General features: G+C 50.1%; 13 protein-coding genes and 1 other annotated feature. Of the genes, 11 read left to right on the top strand and 2 right to left on the bottom strand.

What is annotated here, in order from left to right:
* Nucleotides 1-10: 10 nt before the first annotated feature.
* From QMA09_RS00545 to QMA09_RS00580, 8 genes are all read left to right on the top strand, one after another.
* On the top strand, nt 11-565 hold the full coding sequence (locus QMA09_RS00545; RefSeq protein WP_135504463.1) for a Fe-S-containing hydro-lyase: 555 nt from the start codon (nt 11-13) through the stop codon (nt 563-565).
* Nucleotides 566-578: 13 nt separating this feature from the next.
* Nucleotides 579-1469 (top strand): NAD(P)-dependent oxidoreductase, encoded by an 891-nt coding sequence (locus QMA09_RS00550; RefSeq protein WP_290211637.1) that lies wholly within the window; start codon nt 579-581, stop codon nt 1467-1469.
* 136 nt (nt 1470-1605) lie between these two features.
* Nucleotides 1606-2271 (top strand): GntR family transcriptional regulator, encoded by a 666-nt coding sequence (locus QMA09_RS00555; RefSeq protein ID WP_290211638.1) that lies wholly within the window; start codon nt 1606-1608, stop codon nt 2269-2271.
* A 51-nt stretch (nt 2272-2322) separates the two neighbouring features.
* Nucleotides 2323-3387: a tartrate dehydrogenase gene (locus QMA09_RS00560; protein ID WP_290211639.1), complete on the top strand. Its 1065-nt coding sequence runs from the start codon at nt 2323-2325 to the stop codon at nt 3385-3387.
* A gap of 236 nt (nt 3388-3623) precedes the next feature.
* The gene (locus tag QMA09_RS00565) at nt 3624-4316 is read left to right on the top strand and encodes a class I SAM-dependent methyltransferase (RefSeq protein ID WP_290211640.1); all 693 of its coding nucleotides are present in this window, start codon (nt 3624-3626) and stop codon (nt 4314-4316) included.
* Between the two features lie 28 nt (nt 4317-4344).
* Complete coding sequence (locus QMA09_RS00570; protein ID WP_290211641.1) at nt 4345-5751, top strand: SLC13 family permease; 1407 nt, start codon at nt 4345-4347, stop codon at nt 5749-5751.
* 37 nt (nt 5752-5788) lie between these two features.
* The gene (locus QMA09_RS00575) at nt 5789-6970 is read left to right on the top strand and encodes a CaiB/BaiF CoA transferase family protein (RefSeq protein WP_290211642.1); all 1182 of its coding nucleotides are present in this window, start codon (nt 5789-5791) and stop codon (nt 6968-6970) included.
* Between the two features lie 24 nt (nt 6971-6994).
* On the top strand, nt 6995-8170 hold the full coding sequence (locus QMA09_RS00580) for an acyl-CoA dehydrogenase family protein (protein ID WP_290211643.1): 1176 nt from the start codon (nt 6995-6997) through the stop codon (nt 8168-8170).
* 64 nt (nt 8171-8234) lie between these two features.
* On the opposite strand, the gene QMA09_RS00585 is transcribed toward QMA09_RS00580, so the two are convergent.
* Nucleotides 8235-9668, bottom strand: a complete 1434-nt coding sequence (locus QMA09_RS00585; protein ID WP_290211644.1) for a M20 family metallopeptidase — start codon at nt 9666-9668, stop codon at nt 8235-8237.
* A gap of 235 nt (nt 9669-9903) precedes the next feature.
* Nucleotides 9904-10129, top strand: a binding site (T-box leader).
* Nucleotides 10130-10224: 95 nt separating this feature from the next.
* On the opposite strand from QMA09_RS00585, the gene QMA09_RS00590 reads away from it, so the two are divergent.
* Together QMA09_RS00590 and serA are read left to right on the top strand one after the other, a co-directional pair.
* Nucleotides 10225-11388: a pyridoxal-phosphate-dependent aminotransferase family protein gene (locus QMA09_RS00590; RefSeq protein ID WP_290211645.1), complete on the top strand. Its 1164-nt coding sequence runs from the start codon at nt 10225-10227 to the stop codon at nt 11386-11388.
* A complete protein-coding gene (gene serA, locus QMA09_RS00595) occupies nt 11385-12971 on the top strand; it encodes a phosphoglycerate dehydrogenase (RefSeq protein WP_290211646.1) in 1587 nt (528 codons plus the stop codon). Before QMA09_RS00590 ends, serA begins: the two co-directional genes overlap by 4 nt.
* A gap of 89 nt (nt 12972-13060) precedes the next feature.
* On the opposite strand, the gene QMA09_RS00600 is transcribed toward serA, so the two are convergent.
* Nucleotides 13061-13852 (bottom strand): HAD family hydrolase, encoded by a 792-nt coding sequence (locus QMA09_RS00600; protein WP_290211647.1) that lies wholly within the window; start codon nt 13850-13852, stop codon nt 13061-13063.
* 145 nt (nt 13853-13997) lie between these two features.
* On the opposite strand from QMA09_RS00600, the gene QMA09_RS00605 reads away from it, so the two are divergent.
* Nucleotides 13998-15092 carry a nitric oxide synthase oxygenase gene (locus tag QMA09_RS00605; protein ID WP_483313537.1) on the top strand — a complete coding sequence of 365 codons (1095 nt, stop codon included), beginning with the start codon at nt 13998-14000 and terminating at the stop codon, nt 15090-15092.
* Nucleotides 15093-15271: the final 179 nt, after the last annotated feature.

The raw sequence follows: 15271 nt of genomic DNA on the forward strand, positions 1-15271 counted from the left end.
AGGAAGGCGAATGGTCCAGAAGAAAGTTACGCTGCCATTAACAGAAGAAGATATCGAATCATTGAAAGCGGGCGATCGCGTGCTGCTGTCAGGAATCGTCTATACGGCGCGTGATGCGGCCCATAAAAGGATGGCAGAACAAGAGCGGCAAGGGATCCCATTGCCGTTCGAAGTCAGCGGCCAAGTGATTTATTACACCGGTCCGACGCCGGCAAAGCCCGGAGAAGTGATCGGTTCTGCGGGGCCGACAACGAGCGGCCGGATGGATTTGTATACGCCGGCATTGCTCGAAAAAGGGCTTAAGGGAATGATCGGCAAAGGCTACCGCAGCGATGAAGTGAAAGAGGCGATCAAGAAAAACCGAGCCGTCTATTTCGGGGCCGTCGGTGGAGCAGCAGCGCTCATTTCCCGATCAATCAAATCGGTTGAAGTGATCGCTTACGATGATTTAGGGCCAGAAGCGATCCGCAAGATGGCGATAGTAGACTTCCCGGTATTTGTTATCAACGATGCGCATGGGGGAGACATTTACCAAGAAGGCGTCGAGAAATACAGAGAGCAATAGAGGAGGACGGATAATGGTGAGAGCAGGGATTATCGGACTCGGCAATATGGGGGGCCGGATGGTTAAACGTTTGCTTGAAGGAGGTGCTGAAGTCGGCATTTACGATGTGAACCAGGAAGCCATTGAAGCGATGGTCAAATTGGGAGCAGAAAAAGCGGAAAGCCCGGCCGACTTGGCACTGAAATTTCAATACATCATCACTGTCCTGCCGAATGTTTACATCGTCCAAGAGACGCTGCAAGGCAATAATGGCTTGATGGATGGCATGAACGGGGAAAGCTTGCTCATCGAAATGACGACATCAATCCCTTCCGTAACGAAAGAGTTGAGTGCGGCGATGAAGGCGAAAGGATTGCGCATGATTGACGCACCGGTTTCAGGCGGCGTCAAAAAAGCGGAGAATGGCACCTTATCAATCATGGTCGGTGGAGAAGAATCAGATTATAAGGAAGCCCTTCCGTTGTTGGAAATGCTCGGGGAAAACATCAATCATGTCGGGGCTGCCGGTGCGGGGCATACCATCAAAGCGCTGAATAATATGATTTCTGCGACTACGCTTGCAGCGACCGGGGAAGCGATGGCGCTCGGTGTCAAGCTGGGGCTGGATCCGGCAAAAATGCTTGATGTCATCAACACCAGCACAGGCAAAAGTTTTTCCAGTGATTTCAAATTCCCCAATCAGGTATTGACAAGAAATTTCGAAGTCGGCTTCACCCTGGATCTGATGGTCAAGGATTTAAAGATTGCCATGAGCATGGCTGAGCAGGAAAGTGTACCGATGTTCATTTCGGGTGCTTCGTTTCAGCTATGGAAAAAAGCCTGGACCGAGGGCCGTGGAAGCGAAGACCATACGGCTATCATCAAAAGCATCGAAGAAATGTTCAATGTAGAGATAAAAGGATGACTGAATCCCTTCGTGCCCAACACCGTGGATTAGTGTTAAAATTACTTCATCATTCTTAATTTGAAGGCGTTGTTGGCATACCAGCAATGCTATGCCACAGCCGATTTAGAAGAGAACAGTATTTGAGGGGTGCCACATGGAGAAATTCAGATTAACGGAACAAGACAGGGCTACATTGCAATTCAAGGTTACGACAAAGCTGCGTGAGCTAATTTTAAAAGGCGAATTCAAAATGGGTGAGCGCCTGATGCAAGAAGAGTGGGCGAAAAAGCTTGGCGTCAGCCGGATGCCGCTCCGCGAAGCTTTGCGCCAGCTGGAAGTGGAAGGCCTTGTCAGAATTGAGCCGAGAAGAGGCGCGATTGTAACGCCTGTTTCGATTGAAGATATTGAGGAAATCTATCAGCTCCGTGCTTTGCTGGAAGGCGAAGCAGTGGTCAAGGCGCTGCCATTCCTGGGCGAGGAAGAGATTAACGAGCTGGAAAACATATATGGGCGCATGCTGATGCTGAAAGCGGATGAGCACGATATGGAAGAATTCATGGCTTTGAATTCCGAGTTTCACCGCATCATCCGTGAAGGGTGTCCGTGGAGACGAATTCAAGGGTTTATCGAAACGCTGTGGAAAGGCATTCCGCCATATACGCCGAGCTTGCTGGCAGACCATTTGTCGGAATCGCATAAAGAGCACGGCCAAATGCTTCAAGCCATCAAAGATAAAGACGCTGAAAAGCTGCGGCAAGTGACTGTGCAGCATATTCTGCGCACAAAAGGCAATTTGATCCAGATGATCAGCGACAAATAATTGTTCGATCCAGAATGTTGAAATAGCGCTTAGGGAAAAGGGGATAATTTCATGAAGAAATTGGCTATTGCCGTAATACCAGGAGATGGAATCGGGAAAGAAGTCGTGCCGGAAGCATTGCGTGTCCTTGATGCTGTGGCAGAAATTCATGGCGGCCTTGAATTCGATTACAGCCATTATCCGTGGAGCTGCGAATATTATATTGAGCATGGGGAGATGATGCCGAAAGACGGGCTGGAGCAAATCAGCCAAAGCGACGCAATTTTTCTTGGGGCGGTTGGAGATCCAAGCCTCGTACCGGACCACGTCTCTCTTGCGGGGCTGCTGCTGAAAATCCGCCGGGAATTCCAGCAAGTCATCAACGTCCGTCCAGCGAAAATGCTGGAAGGCATGGTTTCACCGCTGAGCCGGCCCGAAAATTTCGATATTATGATTGTCCGTGAAAACAGCGAGGGCGAATACAGCAGCATTGGCGGCCGGGTCCATAGCGGCGAAGATGAAGTTGTTGTCCAAAATGCCGTCTTTACAAAAAAAGGCGTTTCCCGTGTCATGCAATACGGTTTTGAAATTGCGCAAAAAAGAGGCGGCAGTTTGACCAGTGCGACCAAATCGAATGGCATTGCCCATTCGATGCCATTTTGGGACGAAGTATTTAACGAATTATCCGCGAACTATCCTGATGTTCAAACGAATAGCGAGCACATCGATGCGCTCTCCGCATTTTTCGTCACGAAGCCACAAACACTGGATGTGGTGGTGGCAAGCAATTTATTCGGTGATATCCTCAGCGATATTGGAGCGGCAATCATGGGCAGCATCGGCATCGCGCCAGCCGGCAACATCAATTTGAACGGGAAATTTCCGTCTATGTTCGAACCGGTGCATGGCTCGGCTCCGGATATTTACGGAAAAGGCATCGCGAACCCGATCGGACAAATCTGGACGGCGAAAATGATGCTCGACCACCTCGGTGAACCGGAAATGGGTGCCCTGGTGTTGCAGGCTATTGAAGAAACGCTGCAGCAAGGGATTAAAACAGGCGATATCGGAGGCAGTTCGAATACGAAAGAAGTGACCGATGCTGTCATAGAAGCGCTTAAAAGAAAGTCCAACTAAAACCAGCAGGAGATTCGGCAGTATTTATCATCGGAATTAATAGATGGGCAAGCCGAATTTCCTGTTATTTATATTTACAATAGTCGGAATTTTTAGTAGTATTAGCTTTATACTTATATTGTATCCAATATCCACGGAGCTTGTTAAAATTTCATTGTAAAGAAAGCGCTCTCATTAGATTTGGTTTTGTTGTCAAGAATTGCAATTGAAAGAAAGTGGGAAACGAGGTGGAAAAGATGTCCGATAAAATGGCGTTCGATTCCGATATAGCACAGGAATATGACAAAGGCGTGAGGCGGACATTGCCGACGTATGACCAGTTATTGCGGTTATCGCATACGTTTCTGAGGTCCAAATTGGAGGCGGAAGCGGCTGTTCTAATAGTAGGCGGTGGAGGCGGCAATGAACTGAAAACGTTCGGGCCGCCAAACCCCGAATGGTGTTTTACTGCAGTGGATCCGTCAAAGGCGATGCTTGAAGCCGCGCGCATGAAAGCGCAGCAGAACGATATGGAGGAACGGACAATCCTGATCCACGGAACGGTCGAAGATGTTCCGGAAGAAAAGCTTTTTGATGCGGCGACTTGTCTGCTGGTCCTTCATTTCGTAGCAGAAGTAGAAGATAAGCTTATGCTGCTGAAAAAACTGAGATCACATTTGAAACATGGCGCGCCTCTTGTGCTGGCCAGCAAATATGGCGACCCGAAAGACGAGGAGTTCCAGGAGCAGGTGGCATTATGGAAAAATTATTGGCTAGATATGACCAACTTATCAGAGGAGAAAGTCGAGAACTTGATGAAAAGCACATTGGTGGAAGCCTCGATTCCGGAAGAAAAGCTGCGGGAATTGCTAGTGGAAGCCGGATTCCAAAAAATCACGAAGTTCTTTAAAACCAACCATTTCGGCGGCTGGATTTGCTATGCCGGCTGAACAGCGGCAAGGAAAGGCGTGAAGGGCCATGAACGATTATAAGGCGTTTGGATCTTTTACATTTTCCGCCGCTGTTTTTTTGCTCCTATTTTTCGGCTTGCCGGATGCCTTTTCGCATGATGCAAAAATGATGACGGCGATCATTGTCTCAGGCATCATTTTATGGGCGTTCGAACCCGTGCCGATCGGTTTGACTGCGTTGATCATTCTGCTTGCCATGCTGTTGACAAAAGCAGCAGACGCAACGGTCGTCTTCAGCGGTTTTGCCTCACCCGCCACTTATTTAATCGTGGCGGGCATGATGCTTGCTACAGCAGTCAACGAAACCGCGTTGATCAGAAGAATGACCTATTGGATCTTAAAAAGATGGGGCAGCAGCCCGGAAGGATTGCTCGGCAGCATCATCATCATCCAGCAAATTCAGGCATTTTTCATTCCTTCTACAGCGGTCCGGTCGGCGCTGATCCTGCCGGTGTCGTCGATGATCATCGAAACGACGAACGCGGGAGCGGGCAGCAATTTGCGGAAAATGATTATGCTCGGTGTAGCGTTCGGCGGCATTATCAGTGGCACATCCGTCATGACCGCCGCCATCGGCAACATTTTGACGGTCGAATTGCTGGAACGCTTCGCAGGAATCAAAATCACCTATTTTCAATGGTTTTATTATACCTTCCCATTATGGATAATCCTGATTCCAGCAATATGGCTGATGCTGCTGAAAACTTTTCCGCTGCCTCCGGAACAACGCTCTTTTCCGGCAATCCGCGAGGAAATGGGCGATAAGTTGAAAGAGCTTGGCCCAGTAACGCCGGGTGAAATCCGCGGTATGCTGATTCTTTTGTTCATCGTCATGTTATGGCTGACCGAACCGATTCATGGCATGCACCCGAGCCTGCCCGCTTTGATCGGGGTGGTGCTGATGGCATTGCCAAAAATCGGTGTCGCGGACTGGGAAACCGTCGTCAAGATCAATTACAATACCGTGCTGCTGATCAGCGTCACGCTGTCAATGGGCTATGCATTTGCCGACTCTGGCGCGGCCGGTACGATCAGCGATTATTTAAGCGTCGGATGGTTTACCGGCTTGCTGCAAAATCCGCTCGTGGCAGTGGTGACCGTTATTTTATTGTCCCAGCTATTCCATAAATTGATTTCCAATGTCGCGACCGCTGTCGTGGTTCTGGTGCCGATCCTGATCAGCGTGGCACAGAACGCAGGCATCGATCCGCTGGTGATCGGATTCACGACCGGGCTTACGTGCCTTTTCGGTTTCGTGCTCATCGTCGAGTCGATGCCGAATCTATTGGCGCACAGCACCGGAATGATCAAACAGAAAGATTTTTTGAAGCCTGGCTTATACGCAACAGCGATATCCATCGCCGCTACCATTCTAGTCGCCGCAACTTGGTGGCAATGGATCGGCTTGGTATAGCGCCAACTAGAATCGAAATCCAAAAGGAGGAAAAGTCATGTTGCCTTTACAGGGAATCACAGTGGTTTCACTCGAACAAGCCGTGGCCGCGCCGTTTGCGACGCGCCAGCTGGCGGACTTGGGTGCGCGTGTCATCAAAGTGGAAAGGCCAGGGCCGGGGGATTTTGCCCGCGGCTACGACAAAACGGTCAAAGGCTTATCAAGCCATTTCGTCTGGACGAACCGTTCAAAAGAATCGATTACGCTCGACTTGAAGCACGAAGAAGCGAAGAATGTATTGGATAAACTATTGTCGGAAGCCGATGTCTTTATCCAGAATCTTGCGCCGGGAGCGGTGGACCGCCTCGGCTTCAGCGCACAGGAGCTGCAAAAGAAATACCCGAAGCTCATCATCTGCTCCATTTCGGGCTACGGGACTTTTGGGCCTTATACCAATAAAAAAGCGTATGATTTGCTGATTCAATGTGAAGCGGGGCTGGTGTCGGTAACTGGAACGGAAGAAACGCCTTCAAAAGCGGGGATTTCCATCGCGGATATTGCTGCAGGCATGTATACGTACACGGGCGTATTGACAGCGATTATTTCCCGCTACAAAACAGGGAAAGGCGCCATTATCGAAGTGTCGATGCTCGAAGCGCTGGCTGAGTGGATGGGCTATCCGCTGTATTATTCTGCTTACGGCGAATCAGAGCCCAAGCGGACAGGAGCGAGCCACGCCACCATTTATCCATATGGCCCATTTAAAGCGGGAGATGAAAAAATGGTGTTTCTCGGCATCCAGAACGAACGCGAATGGGTGCAGTTCTGCGAAGAGGTCTTGAACAAGGCAGAAATCGCAGTGGACGAACGCTTCAATAACAACTCCAACCGAGTCGCGAACAAAGATGCGCTGCGGGCGATCATCGAATCGGTCTTCCAACACATGGACTCGGATGCCATTATCGGGTCGCTGGAAGGAGCGAAAATTGCCAATGCCCGCTTGAATACCGTTACCGAACTGGTGGACCATCCGCAATTGCAGGCGCGCGGCCGCTGGCGGGAAGTGGATTCGCCAGTGGGCATGCTGAAAGCTTTGCTGCCGCCAGTGACATCGGATGAATTTGACACGGTCATGAACCCGGTTCCGGAGGTTGGAGAACACACCGCAGCTATACTGGAAGAATTCGGTTTTGACTATGAAGAAATGCGTCCTTTTACAGAGGCGGATCCAAAGAATTGAAAATGGGAAGGGATGGGGAAGAAGATGGCGGGTTTAAGTGTGCAGGAACGGGAGCATTTGCGTGGGGAAGTCCGGAATCTGTGTTCGGCATTTCCGAATGAGTATTGGAGGAACCTCGATCTTGAACGGGAATATCCATATGAATTCGTCGACGCACTGACGAAAAGCGGTTATCTATCCGCGTTGATCCCCGAACAATACGGAGGCAAAGGCTACGGCATGACGGAAGCGACGATCGTATTGGAAGAAATCAATCGGTCGGGCGGGCACGCAGCAGGCTGCCACGCGCAAATGTATACGATGGGAGCCTTGCTGAAGCACGGCAGCAAAGAACAAAAAAGCAAGTACCTGCCGGGCATTGCAGACGGCAGCATCCGCTTCCAGGCGTTCTCTGTGACAGAAGAAGCGGCAGGTTCCAATACGACAGCGATTCAGACATTTGCCGAGAAGACCAATGGCGGCTATATCGTCAACGGCCATAAAAATTGGACAAGCCGTGTCCTGCAATCGGATTTGCTGATGCTTTTGGCTCGCACAACGCCTTCTGAAGAGTTGGGCGACAAGAAAACCGAAGGCTTGAGTTTGTTCCTGGTCGATTTGCGGGAAATCCGCGAACAACAGCCTGAGACATTTGTGACAGAACCTGTCCGTGCCATGTTCAATTATGCGACAAACCAAGTTTGGTACAAGAACATGAAAATACCTGCAGATTCCTTGATCGGTGAAGAAGGCAAAGGCTTCCGCTACGTCCTCGACGGCATGAATGCCGAACGTACGCTGTTGGCTGCTGAAGCGATTGGCGATGGCTATTTCTTCATTGATAAAGCTACTGAATACGCCAATAGCCGAGTGGTGTTCGACCGCAAAATCGGCATGAATCAAGGCATCCAATTCCCGATTGCCAAAGCCTACGCCGCCATCAAAGCCGCAGACCTGATGCGTTATGAAGCAGCGCGCAAATACGACGAAGGCGAAAAGTACGGCGAACAGGCGAACTTGGCGAAATACTTGTCGAGTGAAGCGAGCTGGCAGGCAGCAAACGTCTGCGTCGATACGTTCGGGGGTTATGGCTTTGTCGATCAATACGATGTGGAGCGCAAATTCCGCGAAACGCGGATGTATCAAGTGGCGCCCGTCAGCAATAATATGGTGCTGGCGTTCCTCGGGCAGAATGTACTCGGAATGCCGCGCTCTTATTAAAAATTACACAAAAGCGCCCGGCCATTTGTTGGCGGGCGCTTTTGATTTGCACATTGCTGTGCGATTATTTGGTTGCAGATGGCTTGACGCTGTGGGGAATCGGATTGGCATAGGGTTCTTTCGCACGTTTTTTGTCATGCTCTGTTTTTGCCGCTTCGAGTGCTGAGCTATTTTCGAAAAGGTGGATAGCAGCCTCCGCCATCGTACGCGCTGCGAGCAATGTGCCGCTATGGGCGAACGTGCTGAGGCCTTGCGTGACCATCTGCCACGTATGCAGCGGTGTGCCGAGTGCACTGGTTGCAGCCGTCAATTGAGCGGTCGGCACCACCCAGCTGACGTCCGAGACATCGGTGGAGCCGGGCATCGTTTCGTCGGAAGGCTCGTAGCCGGAAATGATGTCTGACAGGAACTTCCCTTCAAATTCGCTGCCATCGCCGCTGTAGCCGAAGCTTTCCATGCCCCCGACGAAATTTTTCTTTTCACCTTCAGACAAACTGTCCCAAATGCCTTCCGCGAACGTTTTTTCTTCTGCTGTCGGGTGGATGGGACCGGCTGCCTGCAGCTTATCAAAAAGAATGCTTTCAAGAACGCGGTTCGGTTCATAATTGGAGCAGGCTTTGTCAAACACGATGGACATCTCGGTTTCTGTCATCAACGCTGCCCCTTCCGCGATTTTGCATACACGCTTGTAGATGTCATCCACTTGCGCAACTTTCGGTGCACGGATCAAGTACAGGACTTCCGCTTCCGATTGCACGACGTTGGGAGAAATGCCGCCGCTATTGGTGATGGCGTAATGCATCCGTGCTTCTGGAATGACATGTTCACGCAAGTAATTGACGCCGACGTTCATCAGTTCAACGGCATCCAACGCACTGCGCCCGAGATGCGGCGAGTTCGCGGCATGGGAAGCGATGCCTTTAAAGCGGAAATAAACCTGATAGTTTGCCAGGCTTGATAAGCTCATGATGGTGTTGACATAAGAAGGGTGCCAAGTGAACGCCGCATCGAGGCCGTCAAAAACGCCTTCGCGCACCATGAACGTTTTGCCCGAGCCTCCTTCTTCGGCAGGACAGCCATAGAACACGACCGTACCTTTAATGCCATTTTCCTCAAAATAAGATTTGACGGCGTAAGCGGCGGCAAGCGATCCTGTGCCAAGGAGGTTATGTCCACAGCCATGGCCATTGCCGCCCGATTCCAGCGGTTCTTGAGAAACGCTGTGTGCTTTTTGGCTGAGACCTGCCAATGCATCAAATTCACCAAGAAAACCGATGACCGGTTTCCCTTCGCCGAACGATGCGGAAAAAGCGGTTTCGATCCCGCCAATGCCGCGTTGCACTGTAAATCCTTCTTTCTCGAATTCATCCGCCAAAAAACGGGAAGATTCGAATTCCAAATAACGTGTTTCGGGATGCTGCCAGATGAACGTGCTGATTTCCTCAAAACGGTTCCGGTTTAAAGCCAGGTAGTCCTCAATTGAAAATGCATGGGCCATCACATACGCCTCCTTCTGAATTATCTTTCAAGTATAACAAATTCAGTCCGAGAAACTTCGGCTGCCTGTAAAACGCTGCGTTCCCCCTAGTAAAAGAAAAAAAATTATTCATGGATTGGAGCCTTAAGGCACAAAGGATTGCCTGAAATGAAAACGGTTCCAAAGAAAGCTGAAAATTTAATATATATTGACAACTTAAATCAATTTGTTATGATGAATTCAATTAAAGATTCAAATAACTATTTTGACGGAGACAAGCAGACGGCAGAGGAATCTCAAGAGAGCTGATGGGTGGTGCAAATCAGCGGTTCCGGCAGTAGGCAGCACTCCTGAATAGATGGGCTGAACTCCAGTAGGCTCCTCCGGCTCGTGTCCGTTACGCATGTGAACCAATGAGGCTGTTCCACGGTGGGGCAGCGAATTAGGGTGGTACCGCGAATTGAAGGCTCTTCGCCCCTTACATTTTTATGTAGGGGGTGGAGAGCCTTTTTTTAGGTCCAGCTCCGGATGCTGATGTTCCGTATACCGTTTTGAATATGAAAGGGGAATGACCATAATGCTGACAGATCAACAAATTTTAAGAATCCCAGGGCCATCGCCGATCCCGCCGAGTGTTGCCCGTGCCATGAGCCAACCGATGATCGGCCACCGCGGCCAAAGCACTTCCGATATGATTGCGGATATCCGACCGAAATTGAAGAAAGTTTTCGGCACGCAGCAGGAAGTCATGATTATGACCGGAAGCGGTACGGCCGGCCTTGAAACGGCAGTCGTCAATGCGGTTGCACCCGGCGAAGAAGTCGCGGTCATAGTGACCGGCGCGTTCGGCGACCGTTTTGTGAAAATCTGTAAAGCTTATGGACTGACAACGCATATATTCGAAGTGGAATGGGGCACTGCGGCAAATCCCCAAAAAGTGAAAGAATTCTTGAAAGAAAAGCCTCTTGTAACGGCAGTGTTTTCGACATTTTGCGAAACATCAACAGGTGTTTTGAATCCTATAAAAGAATTGGCAGCAGCAATTAAGGAAGTATCCGAAGCCTTGGTCATTGTAGACGGGGTTTCCTGTGTAGCCGGCACCGCGACAGAAATGGATGAATGGGGAATCGATATCGTCGTCACCGGTTCCCAGAAGGCATTTATGCTGCCGGCCGGTTTGGCCTTTATCGCTGCCAGCGAGCGGGCGTGGGAAAAAGTGAACGCCAATCCGCAGCCGCGCTTCTACCTCGATTTGGCGAAGCACCGGGACAATATCCTTAAAGATACAACGCCCTTCACACCAGCATTATCGATTTTATTCGGCTTGCAGCAAGTGCTTGAGCTGCTGGAAGAAGAAGGGCTCGAAAGCGTCTATGCCCGCCATACGCTCATGATGAACATGACGCGCGCAGCATTTAAAGCGCTGGGCGTGCCGCTTTTGACAACGGACGCGGACGCTTCTCCGACCGTGACGGCAGTCAAGCCGGAAGATTTCGATCCGGAAACGTTCCGCAAAGTGATGAAAACCGAATTCAATCTTGAACTTGCAGGCGGACAGCAAGAGCTGGCGAAGAAAATTTTCCGCATCGGCCATATGGGTTATTGTTCGCCCGCAGATATGCTGCAGGCCATTGCGGCGATGGAAATCGGCATCGTCAAAGCAGGCAAAAACATTGAACTGGGCCACGGCGTGCGTGCAGCACAACAAATTTTCTTGGATGAAGGGAAGTCTGAGCAATGAATTATAATATCTTGATCAGTGATCCGTTAAGTGAAGATGGCATTTACCCGCTGCGCCAAGCAGATGGCTTTGATATTACGATCGAGACCAATATGACGCCCGAGCAATTGGGGGAGCGCATCGGTGATTTTGACGCGTTGCTTGTCAGAAGCCAGACCCAAGTGACCCGCGCCATCATCGAAAAGGCGAAGCACTTGAAAATCATCGGCCGTGCCGGTGTCGGCGTTGATAACATTGACCTCGAAGCTGCGACGGAACACGGCATCATCGTCGTCAATGCGCCGGACGGCAACACCAACTCAGCAGCTGAGCATACGATGGCGATGCTGATGTCGATGGCCCGGAAAATTCCGCAGGCGTATTATGCGCTGCGCAACCATAATTGGGACCGCAAATCGTTTGTCGGTGTGGAATTGAAAAACAAGACGCTTGGCGTCATCGGACTCGGGCGCATTGGAGCGGAAGTGGCTGCGCGCGCCAAAGGGCAGCGGATGAACGTCATCGCGTACGATCCGTTTCTGACACCTGAAAAAGCGGATAAGATGGGCGTCGATTTCGGCTCGGTCGAAGACGTGGTGAGAGCTGCGGATTTCATCACCGTCCATACGCCTTTATTGAAAGAAACGCGGCATCTCATCAATGCGGAAGCTTTCGACATGATGAAACCCGGCGTGCAAATCGTCAATTGCGCCCGGGGTGGCATTATCGATGAAAATGCTTTGTATGACGCCATTAAAGCAGGGAAGGTGGCTGGAGCGGCGCTTGATGTCTTTGAACAAGAGCCGATGGTCGATTTCCGGCTGCTCGACTTGCCGGAAGTGGTGGCAACGCCGCATCTTGGCGCAAGCACGATAGAAGCGCAGGAAATTGTCGCTGTTGATGTCAGCAATGATGTCATCCGCTACTTTACAGAAGGCACCGTGCGCAATTCGGTCAACCTGCCTTCTGTGCCGAAGGAAATCATGGCGCAGATCGAACCGTATTTTGATTTGCTGGAACGCTTGGGCATTTTCTTGGCGGACCTGGCAGATGGTACCGCCCAGGAAGTGAATATCCAGTATTCAGGTGAGTTGGCAAACGTCGAAGTCGGGCCGCTGACGCGCAACATGCTGAAAGGCCTTCTGAAACGCTATTTGGGCGAAATCGTTAATGACGTCAATGCCATGTATTTTGCCAATTTAAAAGGCGTTACTGTAAATGAAAGCAAATCGACTGCGGCGAAAGGCTTCACGAACTTGATCACCGTGGAAGTCAAGACGGCCAACGGAACGCGGAAAGCAGCTGGAACGCTATTGAATGGCCAAGGCGCACGTATCGTCAAAGTTGATGATTTTCTTGTTGATGTTGTGCCAAAAGGCAACCTGCTCTTTATCCGCCACAATGACCGCCCGGGCGTTATCGGCCGCGTTGGTACGTTGCTGGGACAGGAAAATGTCAACATCGCGACGATGCAAGTGGGGCGTTCGAATGCTGGCGGAGATGCAATCATGATGCTGTCGATCGACAAACCGGCTGAGCAAAGCAGTCTCGACCAGTTGACGGAATTGGCGGAAATCGAAAAAGTCACCGCAATTAATTTATAGTATTTTAAAGGACAGTCGAGTATAGAGCGGGCATCATAAGAAAAAGAGGCACATCGGGAATAATACCGATGTGCCTCTTTGCCGCTATTTTATAGATGTTCCTGTTCCAGCAATTGCAGCAATTCCTCCAGGTGCGCGATTTCATAGGTCGGTTTAATGGCGTCATGGGGAGCTTTTCCTTCACGGTTGACCCAAACAGAACGGATGCCAGCCCCTTCTGCACCGATGATATCAGTCATCAGATTATCGCCGACCATCAGCACATCTTCTTTTGCATAGCCGAATTTGGCCAGCGCATATTCGAAGATGCCAGGATCCGGTTTGCCTTTGCCGAAATCGCCGGAAATGACGATATGGGCAAAGTAAGGCGCGATTTCAGGCGTAATTTCAAGTTTGATATTCTGCAGGCCAGGAGAACCATTCGTTAATAGCAGAAGGTCATATCGTCCCTTCAGCCCTTCCAGTACGCGCGTCGTTTCATCGTACAGGACGGGATGTTGTTTGCGTGCTTCCGGAAAATGGTCCGCCAGCTGCTGCCCAAGAGCGGGGTCATCGATGCCGATGCGCTTCAATCCGCCGGTCCAGGCAGCACGCCGGTATTCCGGAACGATTTTCTTCATTTCCTGGAAATCGGTGCCTGCATCATCGAAAGTTCCCCATAGGCCCTCGAATGGGTTGATGCCGATCATTTTCGTGAAGGCATACGTCGGGTAGGAAGCATACAATTCACTCGCTTCTGCGCGGACCGCACTTTCAAGGCCGGTGCAATCCGACCCGCTGAGAGACTCTGCCATTTCACAGGTTTTCTGGAACGCCAGCTCTACGCTTTTTTTATCCCATAATAAAGTATCGTCCAAATCAAAAAAAATCGCTTTTACCATCTTCTCTAGTCTCCTGCCGTTGTAGTTTCACTTTGTTCAAGTGTACTGTATTCGTCACAAAAAACACAGCGGCGGCGCATTTCCAGCATGAAAATAGACAGTGTCGGTGATAGAATGTTGACGAGGAGTGATAATCTTGAACGCTATTGGGACGCCCAATGCCTTGCTTATGGAAGCCGTGGAGTTTTTATCGGGATATTGCAGTGAATTAGGGAAGACGGAATCGGAACTGAACAGCCGGATCAATGAAATCAAAAAAGAAATAGACGATAAAGGAACTTACACCCATACATTTGATGAACTGGAGCACGGCGCGCGGATGGCGTGGCGCAATAATAACCGCTGCATCGGCCGGCTTTTTTGGAACACATTGACTGTGTTTGATGAGCGCGGGAGAGAATCAGCGGAAGATATTTTTCAAGCGTTGCTGGGGCACATCGAATTTGCCGCTAACAGCGGGAAGATCCGGCCAGCCATCACCATTTTTGCTCCGCAGCAAAATGGCCAGGACAAAGCGCGGATTTGGAATCACCAACTGATCCGCTACGCGGGCTACGAACAAAATGGAGAAATTATCGGCGACTCGTCGTCGCTTGAATTTACCAGAGAATGTGAAAAATTGGGCTGGCGCGGAGAGGGTACGCCTTATGATGTGCTGCCAATCGTCATTGAGACAGCGCACGAAAAACCGCGCTTTTTCGAACTGCCTCAAAAAGCGGTGCTTGAAGTAGAACTTGAGCATCCTGAGTTTCCGGCGTTTAAAGAACTGGGCGTGAAATGGTACGCTGTGCCGATCATTTCAGAAATGAAGCTTGAAATAGGCGGTATCCATTATACACTCGCGCCATTCAACGGCTGGTACATGGGAACGGAAATCGGTGCGCGCAATTTGGCGGATGAAGACCGCTATAATCTGCTTCCGAAAGTGGCGGAAGCCATGGGCTTGGATACGAGCTCGAACCGTTCATTATGGAAAGACAAAGCGCTTGTCGAATTGAACATTGCTGTTCTCGAATCGTTTCAAGCAGCGGGTGTGACGATTGTCGATCACCATACCGCCGCCAAGCAATTCAAAAGCTACGAGAAAAAAGAAGAAGCAGCAGAACGGAACGTCACCGGAAACTGGGCGTGGCTCATCCCGCCGATGTCTCCAGCAACAACACATATTTTCCATAAACCGTATAAAAATGATGTAGTGAAGCCGAATTATTTTTACCAAAAGCCGCCGTATCTACGATAGCTTGGCAGGAATCCCTGCTTGGAAGCGATAGTTTCATTGCAAACGAGCACAGCTGGAAAAAGCTTTGCTCTCTTTTTTTGTAAACTTTCAGCTCAGCAATTCTGAAAAACTTAGGATTATATTATATAATGGAAGATAGTGAACGTTCTTCACATTCAAAGTTGAAAGAAAGTGGGAAA

The organism is Planococcus sp. APC 3906 (assembly GCF_030407685.1).
GTDB classification, from domain to species: domain Bacteria; phylum Bacillota; class Bacilli; order Bacillales_A; family Planococcaceae; genus Planococcus; species Planococcus koreensis.

Bases quoted from the DNA above. Each gene is read 5' to 3' on its own strand.
- QMA09_RS00565 (WP_290211640.1), top strand. From the start codon at position 3,624: ATGTCCGATAAAATGGCGTTCGATTCCGATATAGCACAGGAATATGAC.
- serA (WP_290211646.1), top strand. From the start codon at position 11,385: ATGAATTATAATATCTTGATCAGTGATCCGTTAAGTGAAGATGGCATT.
- QMA09_RS00545 (WP_135504463.1), top strand. From the start codon at position 11: ATGGTCCAGAAGAAAGTTACGCTGCCATTAACAGAAGAAGATATCGAA.
- QMA09_RS00580 (WP_290211643.1), top strand. From the start codon at position 6,995: ATGGCGGGTTTAAGTGTGCAGGAACGGGAGCATTTGCGTGGGGAAGTC.
- QMA09_RS00550 (WP_290211637.1), top strand. From the start codon at position 579: ATGGTGAGAGCAGGGATTATCGGACTCGGCAATATGGGGGGCCGGATG.
- QMA09_RS00590 (WP_290211645.1), top strand. From the start codon at position 10,225: ATGCTGACAGATCAACAAATTTTAAGAATCCCAGGGCCATCGCCGATC.
- QMA09_RS00555 (WP_290211638.1), top strand. From the start codon at position 1,606: ATGGAGAAATTCAGATTAACGGAACAAGACAGGGCTACATTGCAATTC.
- QMA09_RS00570 (WP_290211641.1), top strand. From the start codon at position 4,345: ATGAACGATTATAAGGCGTTTGGATCTTTTACATTTTCCGCCGCTGTT.
- QMA09_RS00585 (WP_290211644.1), bottom strand. From the start codon at position 9,668: ATGGCCCATGCATTTTCAATTGAGGACTACCTGGCTTTAAACCGGAAC.
- QMA09_RS00560 (WP_290211639.1), top strand. From the start codon at position 2,323: ATGAAGAAATTGGCTATTGCCGTAATACCAGGAGATGGAATCGGGAAA.
- QMA09_RS00600 (WP_290211647.1), bottom strand. From the start codon at position 13,852: ATGGTAAAAGCGATTTTTTTTGATTTGGACGATACTTTATTATGGGAT.
- QMA09_RS00575 (WP_290211642.1), top strand. From the start codon at position 5,789: ATGTTGCCTTTACAGGGAATCACAGTGGTTTCACTCGAACAAGCCGTG.